This is a genomic window from Pseudomonas sp. T8 (assembly GCF_024610635.1).
In the GTDB taxonomy this organism is placed as follows: Bacteria; Pseudomonadota; Gammaproteobacteria; order Pseudomonadales; family Pseudomonadaceae; genus Aquipseudomonas; species Aquipseudomonas chlororaphis_I.
The window spans coordinates 359,364-383,604 of record NZ_CP102374.1; the positions used below are offsets into that span (position 1 = coordinate 359,364).

The following is a 24,241-nucleotide window of genomic DNA, read 5'->3' on the forward strand; positions in this document are numbered from 1 at the left end:
CTTCGGCCTTATCGCAGCCTGCGGCAGCGGTTACAGTCGGATGCAGTCATCCGGCGACTCCAGGCTGCGCAGACAGCCAAGTAAAACACGCCCGCCCGGCGTGCCCTTGAAATGCCTAGAACAACAACATCACCCATGCTTTCGAGGTCCAGCACCATGTCTTTCAACGACAGACTCACCCGCCACCTGAACCAGGGCGTGGTCGGCTTTCCCACGGCCCTGGCCAGCGCCGTCGGCCTGATCATGGCCAGCCCGGTGATCCTCACCGCCACCACCGGCTTCGGCATCGGCGGCGGGGCGTTCGCCGCGGCCATGCTGATCGCGATGCTGATGATGCTCGCGCAATCGACGACCTTCGCCGAAGCGGCCTGCATGATTCCCACCACCGGCTCGGTGTATGACTACCTGGCCTGCGGACTGGGGCGCTTCTTCGCGATCACCGGGACCATTTCCGCCTACCTGATCGTGCATGTGTTCGCCGGCACGGCGGAAACCATCCTCAGCGGCGTCATGGCCCTGGTGAACTTCGAGTCCCTCAACACCCTGCTGGAACAGAGCGGCAGCGCCTGGCTGGTGGGTGTCGGGCTGGTGATCTTCTTCGGCCTGCTGAACGCCGTGGGCATCACCGCGTTCAGCCGCGCCGAGGTGATCCTCACCTTCGGCATGTGGACCACGCTGATCATCTTCGGCGTGGTCGGGGTGTTCAAGGCGCCGGCGGTGGAGCTGAACGGCTGGTTCGGCGAGTCGATGGTCGGCACCGACCTGACCACCATCCTTTCGCTGGTGGGCATGGCCATGTTCATGTTCGTCGGTTGCGAATTCGTCACGCCGCTGACGCCGGAGGTGCGCAAGGCGGCGAAAACCATCCCCCGGGCCATGGCCCTGGGCCTGGTGGGCGTGGCTACCTGCATGTTCATCTACGGCGCGGCGATGAAGCGCCAGGTGGCGAACACTGCGCTGAGCGAAGACGGCAGCGTGCACCTGCTGGACACGCCCATGGCCATCCCGCAGTTCGCCGAGCAGGTGATGGGGCCGTACGGGCGGATCTGGCTGGGCGTCGGCCTGCTGTTCGCCGGGGCGGCGACCATCAACACGCTGATGGCCGGGCTGCCGCGCATCCTCTATGGCATGGCGCTGGACGGCGCGCTGCCCAAGGCCTTCACCTACCTGCACCCGCGCTTCAAGACGCCGCTGCTGTGCATCGCCGTGGCGGTGCTGATCCCGTGCCTGCACGCCTGGTGGCTGGGCGGCAGCACGGACAACATCATGCACCTGGTGCTGGCCGCGGTCTGTGCCTGGAGCACCGCCTACCTGCTGGTGACCCTGGCGGTGGTGGTGCTGCGCATCCGCCGCCCGGATTTGCCGCGGGCCTACAAGTCGCCCTGGTTCCCGCTGCCGCAGATCGTCTCGTCGATCGGCATCCTCCTGGGCATGTGGTTCATCACGCCGCCGGGGATGAACCCGCGGGACATCTACGTGCCCTTTGGCAGCATGCTCGGCCTGACGGCGATCTATGCGCTGGTCTGGACGGTCTTCGTGCAGAAGGTCAACCCGTTCCGCCCGGTGCCGGTGGAAGAGGTGCTGGAGAATGCCTTCAACCTGCAATCCCCTGAAACCCAAGCGCAGACCCTGCCTGGAGCCAAGCCCGATGAGCAGTACAAGCTGGCGGCAAAACCTCTCTGAGTTCTGGCGGCGGCCACCCTCGGGTTATCGCACGGGGGCGACCCTGAACCAGTTGCGCCGCGACCTGTCGGGGCTCGACTGTGCCGCGCAGGCCCCCGGGCTGGCGCGCTTCACCTGGGCTGAGGAGCGCCTCGATTTTGAGGTCCAGGAGCTGCCACAGGCGCAGTTCCTGATGCACCTGGTGGTCTGCGAATTTCGCCTGCGCGTCCCCGGTTCGCCGGGGCCGCAGGCGCGGATCGATATTCGCCATACCGGCGCGATCCGTCGCCAGGGCGTCACTGCCAGCCTGAAGCAGGGCGCTCAGGAAGAGTGGGCGGGGCTGTTGCAGCAGTTGCACGGCGACCCGCAGTTGCTGGCGGCGTTGCTGCCGCTGGACTTCAAGCACCTGCAACTGCAGCGCGACGAGCAGGGCTGGCTGGTGCGCCTGGAGCATTTCGGCGCCAGCGAGGTGGTCAACCGGCTGCCCGGTTTCCGTCGTTATATCCGCCTGAGCGCCGAGCAGCGTGGCGCCTTGCTGGCGGCTTTCAAACGTCTGCATTCCCTGTTGCGCAATCACTGAACCATGCCCGCCCGTGCTGGCACAGCCCGTGCTTAGGCTATAACAGACTATCCATTGCGCCGCGCTTCCTTGCCCGGCAAATAGATAACATGTTAATGATATCGCCATAACAACAAAGGCGGTTTCAGCCGGCTTCTGGAGGTGCACAGTGCTTGCTTCGCAAAGTTTCGGTTCCTGGATTGACGCATTGCAGGGGGTTTGCGGTCGCTTCGACGCCCGCCAGGCGTTGAACTCGGCGTTGTTCATCGGTGAAGTCGGCTTGCGCGACTACGCCGGGCTCGAAGTGGCGCAGATCCGCACCAATGCCGGACTGATCTCGCGCAAAAGCACCAGCGTCGATCACGAAGACGACCGCTTCTGCTTCTTGATCATGCAGCGCAGCGGCCATGCTCAGCTCAGCCAGGGCGGCGAGCGCATCGAGCTGGCGCCGGGGGAAATGGCCTTGCTGGACTCGGCCGGGGCCTGTGAAATCGTTCCTCACGGCCTGATCGAACATGCCTCGCTGCATTTGTCCCGGGACGAGGTGTATCGCCATCTGCCGGCGCAGCAGCGCAAGTTCGGCAAGCTCTCGCAGAATTGCGCCAGTGGCCGTTTGATGCGCCTGCTGGTGGAGCAGATCTGTGGCGACGAGCTGCAAGGTTGCGCCGCCCAGCAGGAAGGCCAGGCGTTGCAGGAAGCGCTGATCGCCTTGCTCGGCCCGACCCTGCGCCAGACGCCCGGCGCGAGCCTCGACGGCTACGACAGCCAGCACGGCGGTTGCCTGCGCAGCCAGGCCCGGCAGTTGATCAACCAGTCCCTCACCGAGCCCAACCTGACCCCGGTATCACTGGCCAGCCAGATGAATATCTCGGTGCGCCAGTTGTACCGGCTGTTCGAAGAGCAGGGCGACAGCGTCTGCCGTTTCATCCAGCGCGCGCGCCTCGACCGCAGCGCGGCGGACCTGAGCAACCCGCGCCTGCGCCACGCGTCGATCACCGACATTGCCTTCAAGTGGGGGTTCACCGACTCGGCGCACTTCAGCCGCACCTTCAAGAAGCATTTCGAGCAGTCGCCACGGGATTACCGGGCTCGTTCGCTGAACGCCTGAGGTCCGATCAACCCCAATCCTGTAGGAGCGAGCGATAGGGCCGGTGCATTCAACAGGGTTGTCGCCCGCAGGATTGCCATCGCGAGCAAGCTCGCTCCTACAGTTGGGCTGGTTTGCCTGTAGGAGCCAGCGAGCTTGCTCGCGACAAAACCGGTGATGCCTTACGGATTCTCCAAGTCGTGCCCCAGGGACTGGATAAACAGCGAGAACAGTTCCGGCTGTGAGGAGATGTCCAGCTTGGCGTAGAGATGACGCCGGTGCACCTTGATGGTGTCCGGCGAGATCTTCAGCCGCTCGGCCATGGCCTTGGAAGAAAAACCGCGGAGGATCAGCCGGGCGATCTCAACTTCCCGATCCGACAAAACGCCACAGCCGAAATGACTGAGGGCGTCGCGGATCTGGCTGGCCATTTCTTCCGCGGCGGGCGCTGGCGGCCGCTGGTTGCTTTGCTGCCAGTGCTGCTGCATCAGCGGCAGGACCCAGGCCGAGAAGGTGGTGAGCTGGCCGATTTCCTCGGCGCTGAATGGTCGCTGCATGCCCAACGACAGGGACAGGGTGCCGGTCTCGGGGATCTGCAGGATGAACTGCAATTCGTCCTCCAGCACGTTGTCGTGGAAGTAGCTGGAGAAATACTCGGTCTGCCGGAAATGGTCCGGCGCCACTTCTTCCAGGCGGTACAGGCCGTTGGGGTAGCCCTCGCGGCAGGCCTGGAAAAACGGGTCCAGCAGGTACAGGCCGTTGAGGTAGGTGAGCATCGACGCCGGCTTGTCCGAGGGCTCGGCATCGTATTCCTCGAGGGCGATGGGCAGGCCGTTGTGGGGATAGAAGATCGCCAGGGCGTTATCGAACGGCAAGGCCTGGTGCAGCAACAGCACCAGTTGCTTCCAGAAGCGCTCGCCGCCGATCTGCGAGAGGGTGCGCCCGAGTCCGGCATGCATGCCGATTTCCCTGAACAGAGTGATCAAATAGGTGGCTCCGCGTCGATGCTGCTATGGCCTGGCGTGCTGCTTTGCGCCAGCTGGAAGCACGGTTTCGGCGATTTGCCCGGCCACGTCAAGGGGGAGTACGCCAATAGGGGAATTGGCCCTGTACCCCCGGCTGCCTAAAGTGGCCTCCATCAAGTGCGACCCAGAGCGCATCCGCCTGACGTTCTTCGTTTCTGCCTCAAACCAAAAATAACCACGAGGATAACGACATGAGCTCTCCCTGCGCGCCGCAAGGCGCCCTGAAACCCACGCTGAGCGTGTTCGATGTGGTGGCCATTACCGTGTCGGGCGTGACCCCGGCCAGTTCGGTCTTCGTCATCGCACCGTTCGCCATTCACCAGGCCGGCAGCGGGGTGTTCCTGGCCTTTGTCATGGCCGGGCTGCTGGCCTTGATGTTCGCCTTCTGCTACGCCGAACTGGGCCGCGCCCACAACAGCGCCGGCGGCGAATATGTGTACGCCAAGCGGGTATTCGGCGGCATGGCCGGGTACGCGACCTTTCTCACGGTGCTGGTGATGCTGCTGTTCATTCCGCCGGTGCTGGCCACCGGCGCGGCGACTTACCTGAACAATGCCCTGGGCACGCGCTTCGATTCGCAGACCGTGGCCCTGGTGATCGTGATTTGCAGCTATGCGCTGGGCATCCTCAATATCAAGCTCAATGCGTGGATCACCGGCACCTGTCTGCTGCTGGAGATCGCTGCGCTGCTGGTGATCGTGTTCCTGGGCTTTGGCAACGCCTCGCAGCCGGCGAGCATCCTGCTGCAGCCGCAGATCGTCGAGAACGGCGTGCTGCACATGGCGCCCTGGGCCCTGGTGATCGGCGCGGTGGGCATCGGCCTGTTTTCCTACAACGGCTACGGCCCGGCGGTGCTGCTGGCCGAAGACATGAAATGCAAGGGGCAGGGCGTGCACAAGGCGGTGCTCTGGTCGCTGGCGCTGGTGGTGATCATCGAACTGGTGCCGCTGACCGCGCTGCTGATCGGCGCGCCGTCCCTCAGCGCCATGCTCGCCAGCCCCGATCCCATTGGCTATCTGCTCACCAGCCACGGCAACGAAACCCTGTCGCGGGTGGTCAGCGCCGGGATCTTCCTGTCGGTGTTCAATGCGATTGTCGCCATCGTGATCCAGATCGGCCGGGTGGTGTTCTCCAGTGGCCGCGATGCCTTGTGGACGCCGGGCATCAACCGCCTGTTCACGCGCATTCATCCGCGCTGGGACTCGCCGTGGCTGGCCACGCTGTTCCTGGCCGTTCCCTCGGCGGTGCTCAGCTTCAGCTCGAACCTGGCCGACCTGACCTCGTTCAGCGTGCTGCTGATCATGCTGGTGTACCTGATCGTCGCCCTCAGCGCGCTGATGAGCCGGGTGTTGCTGCGCGATCGCGCCCACCCGTACCGCATGCCGCTGTGGCCGTTGCCGGCGCTGCTGGCGGTGATCGGCGCCGGTTATCTGTTGTTCAATCTGTTCCTGGACGCTTCGCTCAGGGACATCATGGTGATCGTCGGCCTGCTGGCGCTGTCGGTGATCCTGTATGGCACCAACGGCCGGTTCAGTCCGGCGTTCCAGAAACTCTAAGGAGAAGTCATGCGCGCACGTCAATTGGGGATCAGCCTGGGCCTGGGTACTCCCGGCCCCTTCAATGCCATCACCGATGTTCCGGGGGTACGGGTAGGCCACAGCACCCTCAGGACCACGGTCGACGGCAAGCAGGTGCGTACCGGGGTGACCCTGATCCAGCCCCGCGAAGGCTTTGCCCGGCTGCAACCCTGTTTCGCCGGCTGCCATGTGCTCAACGGCAACGGCGATGCCACCGGGCTGGAGTGGATCCGTGAGGCGGGCCTGCTGACCACGCCGCTGGCCATCACCAACACCCACAGCGTCGGCGTGGTGCGCGACGCGCTGATCGCCGAGGAGCATGCAAGCCTGGCGGACCCTTCGGAATACTGGTGCATGCCGGTGGTGATGGAGACCTACGACGGCCTGCTCAACGACATCTGGGGCCAGCATGTCGGCCCGCAGCAGGTGCGCGAGGCGCTGGCCAATGCCGAGTCCGGGCCGGTGCGCGAGGGCGCGGTGGGCGGCGGCACCGGCATGATCTGCCATGAGTTCAAGGGCGGGATCGGCACGGCTTCGCGCCGGGTGCCGGGGGAGCAGGGCGGCTACACGGTCGGCGCGCTGGTGCAGGCCAACCACGGCAAGCGCGAGGAGTTGCGGGTCGACGGTTATCCGGTGGGGCGGCAATTGACTGGCATTCCGTCGCCCTTCGCCCAGCGCGGTACGCCGGGCATGGGCTCGATCGTGGTGATCCTGGCCACCGACGCGCCCTTGTTGCCGCACCAGTGCCAGCGCCTGGCGCAGCGCGCGTCGATCGGCATCGCCCGCACCGGCGGCGGCACCGAGGATTCCAGCGGCGATATCTTCCTGGCTTTCGCCACCGGCAACCGCGACCTGCCGCCTTCTGCCTATGGGCGCGAGGGCGTGCCCTTCAGCACGCCCCTGGCGATGCTCAACAACGATTACATCTCGGCGCTGTTCAGCGCCGCCGCCGAAGCGGTGGAGGAGGCCATCGTCAACGCCTTGCTGGCCGGCGAACCGATGACCGCGGACAGTGGCGCAAGCGTTCCGGCACTGACCGGGGAAACCTTGTTGGAAGCCATGAAACTAACTGGATGGAACAAACTTTGATGAACTAAAAACTGCGACGTAGTCGGCAAAACTATCTGTACTGTTATTTAATATTTAAATTCGAGATTGTCGGACAATTATCAGCGGGTATTGAGGCTTAAAGAATATTTCGACTCACCAGTCATTGTTTTCGGGAGTTTGCTGGAACAGCGAAAATCAGGCGTCAAAAAGTAGTGGACGCCTGATTTCAAATTGTGTCAGGTTGCTTACGCCCGGATAGGGCGAGTGATAGGACGATCTCGCCAGGGATTGTCGCTATCGGACAAAAACTGTTCCATTGATTACAAGGAAGTGTGTTTATGTCGAAAGTTAAATCGAAAGCTATTGTGACCGCCGAACAAGAACTCGTGCCTTTGGCCGCGGCAAGTTCGGCTTACAACCAGATCAATAGCTTCAGCCATCAGTATGACCGGGGCGGCAATCTGACGGTCAATGGCAAACCCTCCTACACGGTCGATCAAGCCGCTACCCAGATACTGCGCGACGGTGCTGCGTACCAGGACCTCAACGGCAGCGGCAAGATCGAACTGACCTATACCTTCCTGACCTCGGCGTCCTCGAGCACCATGTACAAACATGGCATCTCCGGGTTCAGCCAGTTCAGCGCCCAGCAGAAGGCCCAGGCCGTGCTGTCCATGCAGTCCTGGGCGGATGTGGCCAATGTCACCTTCACCGAAAAGGCTTCCGGTGGTGACGGTCACATGACCTTCGGCAACTACAGCGGCGGTCAGGACGGCGCGGCGGCCTTCGCCTACCTGCCGGGCACCGGTGCTGGCTACGACGGGACGTCCTGGTACCTGATCAACAGCAGCTACACCCAGAACAAGAACCCCGATCTGAACAACTACGGCCGGCAGACGCTGACCCACGAGATCGGCCACACCCTGGGCCTGGCTCACCCTGGCGACTACAACGCCGGGAATGGCAACCCGACCTATAACGACGCGACCTACGGACAGGACACGCGCGGTTACAGCGTCATGAGCTACTGGAGCGAAAGCAATACCAGCCAGAACTTCAGCAAGGCCGGCGTCGAAGCCTATTCGTCCGGCCCGCTGATGGACGATATCGCGGCGATCCAGAAGCTCTACGGGGCCAACACCACCACCCGTACCGGCGACACCACCTACGGCTTCAACTCCAACACCGGTCGCGACTTCCTCAGCGCGACCTCGTCGGCGGACAAGCTGGTGTTCTCGGTATGGGACGCGGGCGGCAAGGACACCCTGGACTTCTCCGGTTTTACCCAGAACCAGAAGATCAACCTCAATGAAACCTCGTTCTCCGACGTTGGCGGCCTGGTGGGCAACGTGTCCATTGCCAAGGGCGTCACCGTCGAGAACGCCATCGGCGGTTCCGGCAGCGATCTGCTGATCGGCAACAAGGTGGCCAACGAGCTCAAGGGCGGTGCCGGCAACGACATCCTCTACGGCGGTGGTGGGGCGGACAAACTCTGGGGTGGCTCGGGTGCCGATACCTTCGTCTTCGGTGCCAGCTCGGACTCCGCTCCGGGTGCCGCCGACCAGATCCTGGATTTTGTCAGCGGCCTGGACAAGATCGATCTGACCGGCATCACCAAGGGCGCCGGGCTGCACTTCGTGAACGCGTTCACCGGTAATGCCGGCGACGCGATCCTCAGCACCTCGGCTGGCAACAGCACCTTGTCGGTGGACTTCTCCGGGCACGGCGTGGCGGACTTCCTGGTCAGCACCGTCGGCCAGGCGGCCTACACCGACATCGTCGCCTGAGTCATTGCGGTAAAGTAAAGGAAGGAGGGTGGCGCCCAGGCGTCGCCCTCCGACCTTGCATTGACTGGCGAACTGCCTGAGGCTGTGCCCCGGAGCGACCCCCTTATGATTCGAACTGCCTTGATCGCTAAGGCCGGCGCGTACCTGATCGCGACGCTGATGATGTTTTATGGAGAGACAAGCATGGCAAGCAGCCTGAGATTGGCGGACCCCGCGGAACTGGCCGGACACTGGCAACTGTCGCAGCCGGCACAACCTGCCAGCCACTGTGCCCTGGACCTTGAGCTGAACGGCACCCTGGGCGCCGGCGCCGAGTGTTTTTCCGCCTGGCTGGGCGATTCGGCCATCGGCTGGTTTCCCGAGCCGGACGGTATTGCCGTGACCGGCAAAGAGGGCTCGAAGATCATCTTTTTAAGTCGCCAGAAAGAAGGCTTATATCAAGGCACTTTGAAATCAGGCATAACGATTATATTGCAGCGAGCCCCCTGAACAATCGCGGCTGTATGCATCTTTAAATGTATCTGTATGGATAAGCGTATAAGGCAGTGCCATATACGCGATGTCCTTCGTTCGATTAAAGACAACTAAATAACTAGAACTCCGTTTCGTCTGGCGGTAGAGTCCTTTCGCCTGTCCGCCACAATAATCCAATAATGTCCCGACTCAAGTACGGGCGGTTTATTTGTCCTGCGCCCCTGGCACGGGATATACAGCTCAGGAAAGACCAATGAAGATGGCGAAGACCACTGCACCGCTGTTCAAGGCACTGGGCGATTACAAAGGCATTCTGATCAGCGTCGGGTGTTTCACCGCCCTGATCAACGTGCTGATGCTGGTCCCCTCGATCTACATGCTCCAGGTCTACGACCGGGTACTTTCCTCGCAGAACGAAACCACCCTGGCGATGCTGTCGCTGATGGTGGTCGGGTTCTTCGCGTTCATCGGCCTGCTGGAGGTGGTGCGCAGCTTCATCGTCATCCGCATCGGCAGCCAGCTGGAGCGGCGTTTCAACCTGCGGGTCTACCAGGCGGCGTTCGAGCGCAACCTGTTTCGTGGCGAAGGGCATGCCGGGCAGTCCCTGGGCGACCTGACCCATATCCGCCAGTTCGTCACCGGACCTGCGTTGTTCGCCTTCTTCGACGCGCCCTGGTTCCCCGTCTACCTGTTCGTGATCTTCCTGTTCAATACCTGGTTGGGGGTGTTCGCCACCGCCGGCGCGGTATTGCTGATCGCCCTGGCGTACCTCAACGAGGCCATGACCAAGAAGCCCTTGGGCGAGGCCAGCGGCTATTCGCAGAAGTCCACGCAACTGGCCACCAGCCACCTGCATAACGCCGAGACCATCCAGGCCATGGGCATGCTCGGCGCGCTGCGCAAGCGCTGGTTCGAGGTGCATTCGCGCTTTCTCGGCCTGCAGAACCAGGCCAGCGACACCGGCGCGGTCATCAGCTCGCTGAGCAAGACCCTGCGCCTGTGCCTGCAATCGCTGGTGCTGGGCCTGGGCGCCTTGCTGGTGATCAAGGGCGACATGACCGCCGGCATGATGATCGCCGGCTCGATCCTGATGGGCCGGGTGCTGAGCCCGATCGACCAGTTGATCGCCGTGTGGAAGCAGTGGAGTTCCGCCAAGCTGGCCTACCAGCGCCTGGACTCGCTGCTGCAGGCCTTTCCGCCGAGCGACACGGCGATGTCGTTGCCCGCGCCCAAGGGCCAGGTGAGTTTCGAACAGGTCAGCGCCGGCCCGCCAGGCAAACGCATGGCGACCTTGCAGCAGGTCAGCTTCAACCTGGGGGCGGGGGAGGTGCTGGGGGTGCTCGGCGCTTCCGGTTCCGGCAAATCCACACTGGCCCGGGTGCTGGTGGGCGTATGGCCGACCCTGGCCGGCACGGTGCGCCTGGACGGCGCCGATATCCATCGCTGGAACCGCAACGAACTGGGGCCCTACATCGGTTACCTGCCCCAGGACATCGAGCTGTTTTCCGGGAGCATCGCCGAGAACATCGCGCGCTTTCAGGAGGCCGACCCGCAGAAGGTGGTGCAGGCCGCGCAACAGGCTGGCGTGCACGAACTGATCCTGCGCCTGCCCCAGGGCTACGACACCTTGCTGGGCGATGACGGCAGCGGCCTGTCCGGCGGCCAGAAGCAGCGCGTGGCCCTGGCCCGGGCGCTGTATGGCCAGCCGCGGCTGGTGGTGCTCGACGAGCCGAACTCCAACCTCGACACCGTGGGCGAAAGCGCCCTGGCGTCCGCCATTGCGCAGATGAAGGCCCAGGGCACCAGCGTGATCCTGGTCACCCATCGTTCCTCGGCGCTGGCCCAGGCCGACAAGCTGCTGGTGCTCAACGAAGGGCGCCTGCAGGCCTTCGGCCCGAGCCAGGAAGTGCTCAAGGCGCTGTCCAGCGGTGCCCAGGCTCAGGCACAAAATCAACACCAGGCCCAGCCCCAGGAACAGCAGCAGCGGGAAAAAACCTCGGCCCCGACGGCCCCGGGCGGCTTGAGCATGAGCCGCCAGTATCAGGCCCCGACACGGAACCCAGGCGCATGAGCAAGGACAGCGAAATGATGATCGAACAAGGTTATGCGCCGGAGCGTCCCGAGCGCGATGCGCGGTTTTTCGCGCGTATGGGCTGGGTGCTGGCGCTGGCCGGCGCCGGCAGCTTTTTCCTCTGGGCGGCCCTGGCGCCACTGGACCAGGGCATCCCGGTGCAAGGCACGGTGGTGGTCTCGGGCAAGCGCAAGGCCGTGCAATCCATGAGCGGTGGCGTGGTCAGCCGGATCCTGGTGCGTGAAGGCGAGGCGGTGAAACAGGGCCAGCCGCTGTTCCGCCTGGACCAGACCCAGGTCGAGGCCGATGTGCAGTCGCTGCAAGCGCAGTACCGCATGGCCTGGGCCAGCCTGGCGCGCTGGCAGAGCGAGCGCGACAACCTCAAGCAGGTGAACTTTCCCGAGGCCCTGAGCGCCGATCCCGATCCACGCCTGGCCCTGGTCCTGGAAGGCCAGCGGCAACTGTTCAGCAGCCGGCGCGAGGCTTTCGCCCGCGAGCAGGCCGGGATCCGCGCCAGTATCGAAGGCGCCACCGCGCAACTGGCGGGGATGCGCCGGGCGCGCACCGACCTCAACAACCAGGCCGAGTCCCTGCGCCAGCAGTTGGCCAACCTGCAGCCCCTGGCGGACAACGGCTACATCCCGCGCAACCGCCTGATGGAGTACCAGCGCCAGCTGTCCCAGGTGCAGCAGGAACTGGCGCAGAACACCGGCGAAAGCGGGCGGGTGGAGCAGGGCATTCTCGAGTCGCGGCTCAAGTTGCAGCAGCACAGCGAGGAGTACCAGAAGGAAGTGCGCAGCCAGTTGGCCGACGCGCAGCTGAAAAGCCTGACCCTGGAACAGCAGCTGACCTCGGCCGGTTTCGACCTGCAGCACAGCGAGATCCTCGCCCCGGCCGACGGCATCGCGGTCAACCTCGGGGTGCACACCGAAGGCGCCGTGGTCCGCCCCGGGGAAAACCTGCTGGAGATCGTGCCCCAGGGCACGCGCCTGGAAGTGGAAGGGCACCTGCCGGTGAACCTGATCGACAAGGTCGGCAGCCACTTGCCGGTGGACATCCTGTTCACCGCCTTCAACCAGAGCCGCACGCCGCGGGTGTCCGGCGAGGTCAGCCTGATCTCCGCCGACCAGATGGTCGATGAAAAGACCGGGGTGCCTTATTACGTGCTGCGCAGCAGCGTCAGCGACCAGGCCATGGAAAAGCTCAACGGCCTGGTGGTCAAGCCGGGCATGCCGGCGGAGATGTTCGTCCGCACCGGCGAGCGCTCGCTGCTCAATTACCTGTTCAAACCCCTGCTCGACCGGGCGGGTTCCGCATTGACCGAGGAATAAGGATGTTCCGTCGCATGAGTCAGCTTTCCATCTTCGGAGCTACAGTCGCTTTGCTGGTATGCACCAACGCCCAGGCCATGGGGCCGTTCCAGGTCTACGAACAGGCCCTGCGCAACGACCCGGTGTTCCTCGGGGCGATCAAGGAGCGCGATGCCGGCCTGGAAAACCGCATCATCGGTCGCGCCGGGCTGCTGCCGAAACTCAACTACAGCTACAACAAGGGCCGCAACAACTCCGAGGCCACCGTGCCCGACGGCCGCGGCGGCACCAGCCACGATGACCGCAACTACGACAGCTACGGCTCGACCTTTACCCTGCAACAGCCGCTGATCGACTACGAGGCCTATGCCTCCTACCGCAAGGGCGTGGCCCAGGCGCTGTTCGCCGACGAGAACTTTCGCGGCAAGAGCCAGGAGCTGCTGGTGCGGGTGCTGACTTACTACACCCAGGCGCTGTTCGCCCAGGACCAGATCGAGATCGCCCAGGCCAAGAAGAAGGCCTTCGAACAGCAGTTCCAGCAGAACGAGCACATGTTTCGCCAGGGCGAGGGCACCCGCACCGACATCCTCGAAGCGGAATCGCGCTACGAGCTGGCGACCGCCGAGGAGATCGAGGCCCGCGACGAGCAGGACGCGGCGCTGCGCGAGCTGGGGGCGTTGATCGGCGTGCCGACCGTGGACATCCGCGACCTCGACCCGCTGCGCGACCGTTTCGAGTCCTTCACCCTGTCGCCGGCCAACTACGACGCCTGGCATGAACTTGCGATCAGCAACAACCCGAACCTGGCCTCCCAGCGCCACGCCGTGGAAGTGGCGCGTTACGAGATCGAGCGCAATCGCGCCGGCCACCTGCCGCGGCTCAGTGCCTATGCCACCTCGCGCCGGGTCGAGTCGGAAAGCGGCAACACCTACAACCAGCGCTACGACACCAACACCATCGGTATCGAAATCAGCATGCCGCTGTACGCCGGTGGCGGGGTCTCGGCGGCCACCCGCCAGGCCAGCCGGACCATGGAGCAGGCCGAGTACGAGCTGGATTCGCAGACCCGCACCACCCTGATCGAGCTGCGGCGCCAATTCAGCGCCTGCCTGTCCGGGGTCAGCAAGCTGCGGGCTTATCAGAAGGCGCTGACCTCGGCCGAGGCCCTGGTGATCTCGACCAAGCAGAGCATCCTCGGCGGCGAACGGGTCAACCTCGACGCGCTGAACGCCGAACAACAGCTGTACACCACACGCCGCGACCTGGCGCAGGCCCGTTACGACTATTTGATGGCCTGGACCAAGTTGCACTACTACGCAGGCACCCTGCGTGAAGATGACCTGGCCCGGGTCGACGAAGCCTTCAGGCCCGGCTCATGAACTGACAAACAAGGCGGCCGAGGGCGGCCCGACCTGACATTTTCGACAAAAACAAAAAACGAGAAGTCATCACATGGATAGACGCTTTTATCAGCTCAAGGCGCTGAGTCGCCGCTCGTTGCTGGCCTGTTCCACGCTATCGGCGGTGGCACTGCCCGGCATGGTCCAGGCGCAGTACCAGGAAACCGGCCAGTTGGGGGTGCCGGCCAGCTGGCAATCGGCCGAATACACCCAGGACTGGGGCCTGGAACGCATGCGCGCCAGCTCCGCCTATGCCGCCGGGATCACCGGCAGCGGGGTAAAGATCGGCGCCCTCGACTCGGGCTTCGACGCCAGCCACGGCGAAGCATCGCCCGAGCGCTTCCACGGGGTCACCGCCAGCGGCACTTATGTCGATGGCTCGCCGTTCAGCGTCTCCGGGGTGCTCAACGGCAACAACGACAGCCATGGCACCCATGTCACCGGCACCATGGGCGCGGCCCGCGACGGCGTTGGCATGCACGGCGTGGCCTTCAATGCCCAGGTCTATGTGGGCAACACCAACAAGAACGACAGCTTCCTGTTCGGCCCGACCCCGGACCCGCAGTATTTCAAGGCGGTGTACGGGGCCCTGGCGGATGCCGGGGTGCGCGCCATCAACAACAGCTGGGGCAGCCAGCCGCCGGGTGTCAGCTACCAGACCCTGGGCGACCTGCACGCCGCCTATGCCCAGCACTATGGCCAGGGCACCTGGCTGGACGCGGCCGCCGATATATCGCGCCAGGGCGTGATCAATGTGTTCAGCGCCGGCAACAGCGGTTACGCCAACGCCAGCGTGCGCGCGGCGCTGCCGTACTTCCAGCCGGAGCTGGAAGGCCACTGGCTGGCGGTGTCCGGCCTGGATGCGAATAACCAGCAGCGCTACAACCAGTGCGGCATCGCCAAGTACTGGTGCGTGGCCGCGCCCGGGCGGTTGATCTCCAGCACCGTGCCGGGCGGCGGTTACGCCACCAAGTCCGGCACCTCGATGGCCGCGCCCCATGCCACGGGCGCGCTGGCCCTGGTGATGGAGCGTTATCCCTACATGAATAACCAGCAGGCCCTGGAGGTGCTGCTGACCACCGCCACCCAGCTGGACGGTTCGATCACCGAGGCGCCCACCCGCCTGGTCGGCTGGGGCGTGCCCAACCTGGAGCGGGCCATGCGCGGCCCCGGGCAGTTGCTGGGGGCGTTCGACGCCAACCTGGGCGCCGGGCAGGGCGATGTCTGGAGCAACGACATCTCGGACAAGGCGCTGCTGCAGCGTCAAAGCGAAGACGCCGCCGAGCACGCGGCCTGGCAACAGACCCTGAAGGACAAGGGCTGGGAAAACGGCCTCGGCGCCGGCGCCAGCCAGCAGGACAAGACCGACTACGCCGTCGGCATGGCCCGCGACGCGGCCGCGGCGCAGCGGGTGTACGAGGGCAGCCTGGTCAAGTCCGGCGCCGGCTGGCTGGTGCTCAGCGGCAACAACAGCTATCGCGGGGCGACTACGGTCAATGGCGGTTTGCTGACGGTCAATGGCTCGCTGGCGTCCAGCGTTACGGTCAATGACGGCGGCACCCTTGGCGGTTCCGGCCGCATCGGCGCGTTGCTGGCCAACAGCGGCGCCACGGTGGCCCCGGGCAACTCCATCGGCACCTTGCAGGTGGCGGGGGACGTGACCTTCCAGCCGGGCTCGACCTATGCCGTGGAGCTGTCGCCCACCAGCAGCGACCGCATCGTCGCCGGCGGCAAGGCCACCCTCAATGGCGCCGGGGTCACCCTGGCCCTGGAAAACAGCCCGCAGCTGCTCAGCCTGGAACAGACGCAAAGCCTGATCGGCAGCCAGTACCAGATCCTCCAGGCGGCGAACGGCATCGACGGCCGCTTCGGCTCGGTGGAGCCGAACTACCTGTTCCTCGGTGGCAGCCTCGATTATTCCGCCAGTGGCGTACAGCTGAACATCGGGCGTAACGCCACCTCGTTCGCCAGTGTCGGCCTGACCCCGAACCAGCGCTCGGTGGCGGCCGCCGCCGAGCAGCTGGGGGCGGGCAACCCGGTGTATGAAAGCCTGCTGCGCTCGCCGAGCGCCGGTGTGGCGCAACAGGCGTTCCAGCAACTGTCCGGGGAAATCTACCCGGCGCTGGGCTCGATGCTGCTCAACGACAGCCGTCAGCTGCGCGAGGCGGTTGGCGAGCGTCTGCAGGTGCCGGGCGTGGTGGTGCAGAGCGAGGGCAACCTCTGGCTCAAGGTGCTGGGCGCCTGGGGCAAGAACGACGGCGACCACGACACCGAGGCCTACAACACGTCCATCGGCGGGTTGCTGCTGGGGGCCGACGGCGCACTCAGCGACAGCACGCGCCTGGGCGCCTTCGCCGGCTACAGCGACAGCTCCCTGAGCATGGGCGGCGGTACCCATTCCAAGGCCTCCGTGGACAGCTATCACCTGGGCACCTACCTCGGCCACGAGCTGGGCGCCTGGCGCCTGAGCGCGGGCGCGGCCCACAGCTGGCATCGCGCCGACGTCAAGCGCGACCTGCAGTTCGGCGAAGTCAGCGGCAAGCAGAAAGCCAAGGTCGATGCCCGCACCAGCCAGGTCTTCGGCGAAGCGGCTTATCGCCTGGACCTGCCGGCGCTGGCCCTGGAACCCTTCGCCAACCTGGCCTACGTACACCTGCACCGCGACAGTTTCAGCGAGAAGGGCGATGCCGCCGCGTTGAAAGGCGGCAGCGACAGTCGCGAAGCTGTGCTCAGCACCCTCGGCCTGCGTGCCCTGAAAAGCCTCGAACTGTCCGGGCAAACCCGCCTGGATCTTTCCGGCTCCCTGGGCTGGCAGCACAACCTGAGCAACACCCGGGCCGAAGAGCACCTGGCCTTTGCGTCCGGCGGCGCGCCGTTCAGCGTCGAAAGTACCTCGCTGCCGCGCAATGCCGCGCTGGTCGGCGCCCATGCCAGCCTGGCGTTGAGTCGCGACCTGCGCCTGAGCCTGGACTACAACGGCCAACTGGCCAGCCGCGAGAAGAACCACGGGGCAGGGCTGAGCCTGAACTGGCAGTTCTGACCCGGCTTTTGACACCGCCGTGCTGACGCAAGGTCGCGTCGGCACGGCACAGCAGCTATCGGCACAGCACGGCTCGCCGTTGGCGGGCCGGCTGTTCGGTAAAACCAGCCGCGTCGGGTCTGGCGCGGTGTTTCTATCAAGGTAATTGTTTCTAGCAAGGCAACTATTTCCAGCAAGGCAACTAAGGAAGGTACCGATGAAATACAGCTTTACGGGGGCTGCTCCGGCAGCCAACAGCCTGGTGCGCGCCTCCTGCGGCGCTTTGATCTGTGGCCTGGCCGTGGCGGGTGGCGCCCAGGCCGCGCCTTATGTGGAAGGCGGCAAGCCGGGCGATCCCGGCAGTTGGCGCAGTGCCGAGTTCAATGCCGAATGGGGCCTGGGGGCGATCCACGCCGAGCAGGCGTATGCCGCCGGTTATACCGGCAAGGGCGTCAAACTGGGGATCTTCGACCAGCCGGTGTATGCCCAGCACCCGGAATTCAGCGGCAACAACAAGGTGATCACCCTGGTCACCAGCGGCATCCGCGAATACACCGACCCCTACATTCCGGTCAAGGCCGGCGATGCCTTCCGTTATGACGGCACGCCTTCGGTGGGTTCCGACGGCAAGCTCGGCTCCCACGGCACCCACGTCGGCGGGATCGCCGCCGGCAGCCGCGACGGCGGGCCGATGCATGGCGTGGCCTTCGACGCACAGATCATCAGCGCCGAGAACGGCGACCCGGGCCCCGAGGACGGGATCATTCTCGGCAACGACGGCGCGGTCTACCGAGCCGGCTGGGATGCCCTGGTGAACAGCGGCGCGCGGATCATCAACAACAGCTGGGGCATCGGCATCACCGACCGCTTCGACCAGGGCGGTCGCGACCCGGCCTTTCCGCACTTCACCGTGCAGGACGCCCAGTTGCAGTTCGACCAGATCCAGCCGCTGCTGGGCACTCGCCAGGGTGGCGCCTACAGCGGGGCGATCGACGCCGCTCGCGGTGGCGTGCTGACCATCTTCGCCGCCGGTAACGACTACAACCTGAACAACCCGGACGCCATCGCCGGCCTGGCCTATTTCGTGCCGGAAATCGCGCCGAACTGGATGACGGTAGCGGCCTTGCAGGTGAACCCGGACACCATCAGCCCCAATCCCTACACCCTCAGTACCTTTTCCTCGCGCTGCGGCTACACCGCGAGCTTCTGCGTCTCGGCGCCGGGTACGCGGGTCTACAGTGCGGTGATCGGCGGCACCAACCTGGACAACATGACCATCGGCTACGCCAACAAGAGCGGCACCTCCATGGCCGCGCCCCATGTGGCGGGCGCGGCGGCGGTGCTGATGGAGCGCTTTCCGTACATGAGCGCTTCGCAGATCGCCACGGTGCTGAGGACCACCGCCACCGACATGGGCGATCCGGGCATCGACGCCCTGTACGGCTGGGGCATGATCAACCTGCAAAAGGGCATCGACGGCCCGGGCATGTTCGTCACCGAAGCGGACATTCCCCAGGAGTTCCGGGTCGAAGGCGCCTACGGCTCCGGCCAGTTCGTCGTCGACCTGCCTGGCATCGGTGCCGTGGTGGATGCCGGCAAACCCACCGAGCGCCTGTGCACTGGCCTGTCTTGCGGGCTGGATGTCTGGCGCAACGACATTTCCGGCCACGGCGGCCTGACCAAGCAGGGCATCGGCACCCTGGTGCTGACCGGCAACAACAGCTACAGCGGCCCGACCCTGGTCAATCAGGGACGCCTGGCCATCAATGGTTCGCTGGCGTCTGCCGTGACGGTCAATGACAGCGGCATTCTCGGCGGCAACGGGCGCATCGCCGCGCTGACCGCCAACCGCGGTGGTACCGTGGCGCCGGGCAACTCCATCGGCACCTTGCAGGTGGCGGGCGACGTGACCCTGCAACCGGGTTCGACCTACGCGGTGGAGCTGTCGCCGACCAGCAGCGACCAGATAGTCGCCGGCGGCAAGGCCACCGTCGAAGGGGCCAACGTGACCCTGGCTCTGGAGAACAGCCCGACCCTGCTCAGCGCCAGTGAGGCGCGGAGCCTGCTGGGCCGGCAATACAACATCCTGCAGGCGGCCGGCGGCATCGATGGTCGTTTCGCTTCGATCGCGCCGAACTACCTGTTCCTCGGTGGCAACCTCGATTACACCGCCACCGGCGTGCAGTTGCAGGTCGCGCGTAACGCGACGTCCTTCAGCGATGTCGGCCTGACCCCGAACCAGCGCTCCGTGGCGGCCGCCGCCGAACGACTGGGCGCGGGCAATCCGGTGTACGAAAGCCTGCTGCTGTCGGAAAACGCCGCCAGCGCGCAACAGGCCTTCCAGCAATTGACCGGGGAGATCCATCCGGCCATCGGCACACTGCTGATCAACGACAGCCGCCAGTTGCGCGATGCGGTGGGCGACCGTCTGCGTCAGAACGGCCTGCTCGATTCGTCGGCGCCCGCGACCAGCGACAACAACGTGTGGTTCAAGGTGCTGGGGGCCTGGGGCAAGGCCGACGGCGGTTATGATCATGCCAACTACACCACCTCGATCGGCGGCCTGCTCGCCGGGGTCGATGGCTTGATCGCCGAGGACACCCGTCTCGGCCTGTTCACCGGCTACAGCGACAGTTCCCTGAGCATGGGCGACGGTACCCATTCCTCGGCCTCGGTGGACAGCTATCACCTGGGTGCCTACCTGGGTCACCAGCTGGATGCCGTGCGCCTGAGCGTCGGCGGCTCCTACAGCTGGCATCGCATCGATGTGAAGCGCGACCTGCAATACGGCGAGTTCTCCGACCGGCAGAAGGTCAAGCGTGACGCCCAGACCGCCCAGCTGTTCACCGAAGCGGCGTGGCAAGTGGCGCTGCCGGGCGTGGCCCTGGAGCCCTTCGTCAACCTGGCCTACGTGCATGTGGGCAGCGACAGCTTCCATGAAAAGGGCGGGGCCACCGCCCTGCGCAGTGGCGATGACAACCGCGACGCGGTGCTCTCGACCCTCGGCCTGCGGGCCAGCAAACGCTTTGCCCTGTCCGATGCCCGGCAGCTGGAACTGGCCGGCACCCTCGGCTGGCAGCACAACCTGAGCGACACCAGCTCGGATCAGCACCTGGCTTTTGCCAATGGTGGTTCGTTCAACATACAGAGCGTTGCGCTGGATCGTAACGCCGCTGTGGTCGGGGCTCGCGCCGGCCTGTTGCTGGGGCGCGATACCCGGGTAAACCTGGACTACAACGGCCTGCTGGGTTCTCGGGACAAGAGTCACGGGGTCGGCCTGACCCTGGACTGGCAGTTCTGAGGCCTGCGGGCCAATGACCATAAGAGTGAGACACAACATGGGTGTATTCGATTACCGGAGTTTCAAGGGCGAGGCGGGCAAGGCGTTGTACAGCGATGCCCTGGCCTTGACGCTCTACGCCTACACGCCCACCGGGCAACCGCTGGCGTCGGGCTGGACGGCGATTGGCGCCGAGCGGCTGGGGTATCAGGGCAAGGTCGGGCCCCAGGGCACCTTCTTCGGCGAGCAGCCAGGCTTCACCAGCGCCGAAGTGGAAGTGCTGGGGCGTTATGACGAGGCCGGCAAGCTGCTGTCGATCGGCATCGCCTTTCGCGGCACCGGCGGGCTGGGTTTCAGCGATACCCTGGGCGACATCAAGAACAACCTGCTGGCGGCGGTCGGGCCGGTGGGTTACGCGGCGAACTACAGCAAGAATGCCTTCGACCAGCTGTTCGCCAGCGTCGCCGAGTTCGCCAAGGCCCAGGGCCTGAGCGGCCAGGATGTGCTGGTCAGCGGCCACAGCCTGGGCGGCCTGGGGGTCAACAGCCTGGCCGAGCTGAGCGGCGAGCACTGGGGCGGTTTCTACGCCAACGCCCGCTATGTGGCGTTCGCCTCGCCGACCCAGGGCCCGGGGGACAAGGTGCTGAACATCGGCTACGAAAACGACCCGGTGTTCAGGGTGCTCGACGGCACCACCTTCAATGCCTCGTCCCTGGGCAGCCATGACAAGGTCCAGGCGTCGGCGACCAACAACATCGTCAACTTCAACGAGCACTACACGTCGACCCTGGAGAACCTGCTGCCGCAGAGCATCCTCAACCCGTTGTCGTGGAAGGCCCACGGTTCCGCGGGTTACGCCGATGGCTTGAATCGGGTGGTCGATTCGGCGTTCTACGACCTGACCAGCAAGGACTCGACCCTGATCGTTTCCACCTTGTCCGAGGCCAATCGCGGCAAGACCTGGGTCGAGGACCTCAACCGCAACGCCGAGCCGCACAAGGGCAGCACCTTTATCTTCGGCACCGAGGGTAACGACCTGCTCAAGGGCGGGCGCGGCAACGATTTCATCGAAGGCCGCGACGGCAACGACACCTTCCGCGACGAGGGTGGCTACAACATCCTGCTGGGCGGCAAGGGGCATAACGTCTTCGACCTGCAGCAGTCGTTGGGCAAGTTCAGCGTGGTCAACGATGGCGACGGCAGCCTGTACGTGCGCGATGCCTATGGCGGCATCAGCATGACCCGCGACATCGGCGCGCTGGTGAGCAAGGAGCCGGGTTTTGCCTGGGGCCTGTTCAGCAAGGAGGTGACCCACAGCGTGACCGACCAGGGCCTGCTGGCCGGCAACCAGCTGACCCCCTACAACCATTCGCTCAATGGCGACGCCTACGGCAATGCGCTGGTGGCCAGCGTCGATGGCGACTGGTTGTTCGGGCACGGGGGCGACGATGTGCTGCGCAGCGACAAGAGCGACGTGACCTTTGTCGGCGGCGCCGGCAACGATGTCATGTACTCCAGCGGCGGCGGGGCCAACACCTTCCTGTTCAGCGGCGCCTTCGGCTTCGACGCGATCCATGGCTACCAGGGCAGCGACAAGCTGGTGTTCATGGGCGTGGCGGGCGCGGGGCAGGGCTACGACTACACGCAGCACCTGTCCCAGAACGGCCAGGACACCTTGCTCAGCGTCGGCGACTACGCCGTAACGCTGGTCGGGGTCGCGCCGGACAGTCTCTCCGCAGGGGGGATCGTCTTCGCCTAGATAAGAGCGGCAAAAGGCATTGCACTAAGGGCGGGGCGTCTGTTGAGGGCGTCCCGTCCGCGTGAGCTATCTCGAATAAAGTTCAACAACAAAGAGAGGCAATACCATGGGTGTGTATGACTACAAAAACCTCGGCACAGAAGATTCAAAGGCGCTGTTTTCCGATGCGCTGGCGATCACGCTGTATTCCTACCACAACCTCGACAACGGCTTTTCCGCCGGTTATCAGCAGTACGGTTTCGGCCTCGGTCTACCGGCGACCCTGGTTACGGCGCTGATCGGCAGCAGCGATTCGCAAGGGGTGATTCCCGGGCTGCCCTGGAACCCCGACTCGGAGAAGGCCGCGCTGGAGGCGGTGCAAAAGGCCGGCTGGACGCCGATCGGCGCTTCCCAGCTGGGCTACGACGGCAAGACCGACTTCAGGGGCACCTACTACGGGGAAAAGGCCGGCTACACCACCGCCCAGGCGGAAGTGCTCGGCAAGTACGACGACCAGGGCCACCTGACCTCCATCGGCATCGCCTTTCGCGGCACCAGCGGCCCCCGTGAATCGGTGATCGGCGACTCCATCGGCGATGTGATCAACGACCTGATGGCGGCGTTCGGGCCCAAGGACTACGCGAAGAACTACGCCGGCGAAGCCTTCGGCAAGCTGCTCGCCGATGTCGCGGCCTTCGCCCAGGCCAACGGCCTGACGGGCAAGGACATCCTGGTCAGCGGCCACAGCCTCGGCGGCCTGGCGGTCAACAGCCTGGCGGACCTGAGCGGCGATCACTGGTCGGGGTTCTACCAGGATGCCAGCTATGTCGCCTACGCCTCGCCGACCCAGAGCGCGGGGGACAAGGTGTTGAACATCGGCTACGAAAACGACCCGGTGTTCCGCGCCCTCGACGGCTCTTCGTTCAACCTGGCGTCCCTCGGTGTGCACGACACGGCGCAGGAATCGGCGACCAACAACATCGTCAGCTTCAACGACCATTACGCTTCGGCGGCCTGGAACCTGCTGCCGTTTTCCATCCTGAATATTCCGACCTGGCTGTCGCACCTGCCCACCGGCTACGGCGACGGCATGACGCGGATCCTCGAGTCGAAGTTCTACGACCTGACGAGCAAGGACTCGACCATCATCGTCGCCAACCTGTCGGACCCGGCCCGGGCCACCACCTGGGTCCAGGACCTCAACCGCAATGCCGAGACCCACAAGGGCAGCACCTTCATCATCGGCACTGACAGCAACGACCTGATCCAGGGCGGCCAGGGCAACGACTACCTGGAAGGCCGCGCGGGCAACGACACCTTCCGCGACGCCGGTGGCTACAACATCCTGCTGGGCGGGCAGGGCAGCAACACCCTGGACCTGCAGCAGTCGGTGAAGAACTTCAGCTTCGCCAACGACGGCGCCGGCACCCTGTATGTGCGCGATGCCAATGGCGGCATCAGCATCACCCGCGATATCGGTGCGATCACCAGCAAGGAGCCGGGCTTCCTCTGGGGGCTGTTCAAGGACGACGTGACCCACAGCGTCACCGACAAAGGCCTGCTGGCGGGGAGCAACCTGACCCAGTACGCCTCTTCGGTGAAGGGCGACGCCGCGGCCAATACCCTGACCGCCCACGCTGGCGGCGACTGGCTGTTCGGCCTGGACGGCGATGACCACCTGATCGGCGGCCAGGGCAACGATGTGCTGGTCGGTGGCGCGGGTAACGATTTGCTGCAGGCGGGCGGCGGCAGCAATACCTTCCTGTTCAGCGGCGACTTCGGCCAGGACCGCGTGCTGGGCTACCAGAGCAGCGACAAACTGGTGTTCCTCGGCGTCGAAGGCGTCGTTGCCAACGACGACTTCCGCGCCCACGCCAGCACGGTGGGCAACGATACCCTGCTGACCTTCGGTGGCGACTCGGTGACCCTGGTAGGGGTCAGCCTGGACAGCCTCAACGGCGCGAGTATCACCATCGCCTGAAGCCTGGCCGCGCGGGGTGGCGATTTTGCCTCGCGCGGTCACGGACTTTCCCTCGGCAGCACTTCTCGCCAAAGCAAGGGGATTCGCCCGTAGGGTGACCCGCAGGCCTGGAAATGACTCCAATACCTGCCCAGCTGCGACGCGGCACTCGATAGAGCATCGACTCAGCGCCAGGCGGGGTGATGGCGCGCGTGCGTTCCAGGGCCACTAAAGTCCGCAGG

The 24,241-nt window shown here is 64.9% G+C and carries 15 protein-coding genes; 14 read left to right on the forward strand and 1 reads right to left on the reverse strand.

Features of this window, described 5'->3' with window-relative positions:
* The first annotated feature begins 156 nt into the window (after nt 1-156).
* The 3 genes from NRG23_RS01585 to feaR all read left to right on the forward strand — a co-directional run bounded on the left by NRG23_RS01585 (nt 157) and on the right by feaR (nt 3,329).
* Nucleotides 157-1,683 carry an APC family permease gene (locus tag NRG23_RS01585; protein WP_028684160.1) on the forward strand — a complete coding sequence of 509 codons (1,527 nt, stop codon included), beginning with the start codon at nt 157-159 and terminating at the stop codon, nt 1,681-1,683.
* On the forward strand, nt 1,649-2,242 hold the full coding sequence (locus NRG23_RS01590; protein WP_257373552.1) for a DUF3156 family protein: 594 nt from the start codon (nt 1,649-1,651) through the stop codon (nt 2,240-2,242). The genes NRG23_RS01585 and NRG23_RS01590 overlap by 35 nt, the downstream gene beginning before the upstream one ends.
* Before the next feature lie 148 nt (nt 2,243-2,390).
* Nucleotides 2,391-3,329, forward strand: a complete 939-nt coding sequence (gene feaR, locus NRG23_RS01595) for a transcriptional regulator FeaR (protein WP_038632688.1) — start codon at nt 2,391-2,393, stop codon at nt 3,327-3,329.
* 161 nt (nt 3,330-3,490) lie between these two features.
* Here feaR and NRG23_RS01600 read toward each other — a convergent pair whose 3' ends face one another.
* The gene (locus NRG23_RS01600; protein WP_144241840.1) at nt 3,491-4,294 is read right to left on the reverse strand and encodes a helix-turn-helix transcriptional regulator; all 804 of its coding nucleotides are present in this window, start codon (nt 4,292-4,294) and stop codon (nt 3,491-3,493) included.
* A 230-nt stretch (nt 4,295-4,524) separates the two neighbouring features.
* Here NRG23_RS01600 and NRG23_RS01605 point away from each other — a divergent pair, with 230 nt between their 5' ends.
* From NRG23_RS01605 to NRG23_RS01655, 11 genes are all read left to right on the forward strand, one after another.
* On the forward strand, nt 4,525-5,889 hold the full coding sequence (locus NRG23_RS01605) for an APC family permease (protein WP_016705116.1): 1,365 nt from the start codon (nt 4,525-4,527) through the stop codon (nt 5,887-5,889).
* A 9-nt stretch (nt 5,890-5,898) separates the two neighbouring features.
* On the forward strand, nt 5,899-6,999 hold the full coding sequence (locus tag NRG23_RS01610) for a P1 family peptidase (protein ID WP_038632682.1): 1,101 nt from the start codon (nt 5,899-5,901) through the stop codon (nt 6,997-6,999).
* A gap of 299 nt (nt 7,000-7,298) precedes the next feature.
* Nucleotides 7,299-8,747: a serralysin family metalloprotease gene (locus NRG23_RS01615; RefSeq protein WP_016705117.1), complete on the forward strand. Its 1,449-nt coding sequence runs from the start codon at nt 7,299-7,301 to the stop codon at nt 8,745-8,747.
* 105 nt (nt 8,748-8,852) lie between these two features.
* Nucleotides 8,853-9,236, forward strand: coding sequence for an AprI/Inh family metalloprotease inhibitor (locus NRG23_RS01620; protein ID WP_009049219.1), 384 nt, complete (start codon nt 8,853-8,855; stop codon nt 9,234-9,236).
* Nucleotides 9,237-9,474: 238 nt separating this feature from the next.
* The gene (locus tag NRG23_RS01625) at nt 9,475-11,292 is read left to right on the forward strand and encodes a type I secretion system permease/ATPase (RefSeq protein ID WP_016705118.1); all 1,818 of its coding nucleotides are present in this window, start codon (nt 9,475-9,477) and stop codon (nt 11,290-11,292) included.
* Between the two features lie 14 nt (nt 11,293-11,306).
* On the forward strand, nt 11,307-12,623 hold the full coding sequence (locus tag NRG23_RS01630; protein WP_373922269.1) for an HlyD family type I secretion periplasmic adaptor subunit: 1,317 nt from the start codon (nt 11,307-11,309) through the stop codon (nt 12,621-12,623).
* Between the two features lie 2 nt (nt 12,624-12,625).
* A complete protein-coding gene (locus NRG23_RS01635; RefSeq protein ID WP_029527388.1) occupies nt 12,626-13,981 on the forward strand; it encodes a TolC family outer membrane protein in 1,356 nt (451 codons plus the stop codon).
* 73 nt (nt 13,982-14,054) lie between these two features.
* The gene (locus NRG23_RS01640) at nt 14,055-17,042 is read left to right on the forward strand and encodes an autotransporter serine protease (RefSeq protein WP_257373554.1); all 2,988 of its coding nucleotides are present in this window, start codon (nt 14,055-14,057) and stop codon (nt 17,040-17,042) included.
* A 196-nt stretch (nt 17,043-17,238) separates the two neighbouring features.
* The gene (locus NRG23_RS01645; RefSeq protein WP_257373555.1) at nt 17,239-20,322 is read left to right on the forward strand and encodes an autotransporter serine protease; all 3,084 of its coding nucleotides are present in this window, start codon (nt 17,239-17,241) and stop codon (nt 20,320-20,322) included.
* Between the two features lie 37 nt (nt 20,323-20,359).
* A complete protein-coding gene (locus NRG23_RS01650; RefSeq protein WP_257373556.1) occupies nt 20,360-22,060 on the forward strand; it encodes a polyurethanase in 1,701 nt (566 codons plus the stop codon).
* Nucleotides 22,061-22,166: 106 nt separating this feature from the next.
* Nucleotides 22,167-24,020, forward strand: a complete 1,854-nt coding sequence (locus NRG23_RS01655) for a polyurethanase (protein ID WP_028684108.1) — start codon at nt 22,167-22,169, stop codon at nt 24,018-24,020.
* Nucleotides 24,021-24,241 lie beyond the last annotated feature (221 nt).

Coding starts and splice junctions, on each gene's coding strand:
- NRG23_RS01590 (WP_257373552.1), top strand. CDS start 1,649: ATGAGCAGTACAAGCTGGCGGCAAAACCTCTCTGAGTTCTGGCGGCGG.
- NRG23_RS01605 (WP_016705116.1), top strand. CDS start 4,525: ATGAGCTCTCCCTGCGCGCCGCAAGGCGCCCTGAAACCCACGCTGAGC.
- NRG23_RS01645 (WP_257373555.1), top strand. CDS start 17,239: ATGAAATACAGCTTTACGGGGGCTGCTCCGGCAGCCAACAGCCTGGTG.
- NRG23_RS01630 (WP_373922269.1), top strand. CDS start 11,307: ATGATGATCGAACAAGGTTATGCGCCGGAGCGTCCCGAGCGCGATGCG.
- NRG23_RS01625 (WP_016705118.1), top strand. CDS start 9,475: ATGAAGATGGCGAAGACCACTGCACCGCTGTTCAAGGCACTGGGCGAT.
- NRG23_RS01635 (WP_029527388.1), top strand. CDS start 12,626: ATGTTCCGTCGCATGAGTCAGCTTTCCATCTTCGGAGCTACAGTCGCT.
- NRG23_RS01640 (WP_257373554.1), top strand. CDS start 14,055: ATGGATAGACGCTTTTATCAGCTCAAGGCGCTGAGTCGCCGCTCGTTG.
- NRG23_RS01615 (WP_016705117.1), top strand. CDS start 7,299: ATGTCGAAAGTTAAATCGAAAGCTATTGTGACCGCCGAACAAGAACTC.
- NRG23_RS01585 (WP_028684160.1), top strand. CDS start 157: ATGTCTTTCAACGACAGACTCACCCGCCACCTGAACCAGGGCGTGGTC.
- NRG23_RS01610 (WP_038632682.1), top strand. CDS start 5,899: ATGCGCGCACGTCAATTGGGGATCAGCCTGGGCCTGGGTACTCCCGGC.
- NRG23_RS01650 (WP_257373556.1), top strand. CDS start 20,360: ATGGGTGTATTCGATTACCGGAGTTTCAAGGGCGAGGCGGGCAAGGCG.
- NRG23_RS01655 (WP_028684108.1), top strand. CDS start 22,167: ATGGGTGTGTATGACTACAAAAACCTCGGCACAGAAGATTCAAAGGCG.
- NRG23_RS01620 (WP_009049219.1), top strand. CDS start 8,853: ATGATTCGAACTGCCTTGATCGCTAAGGCCGGCGCGTACCTGATCGCG.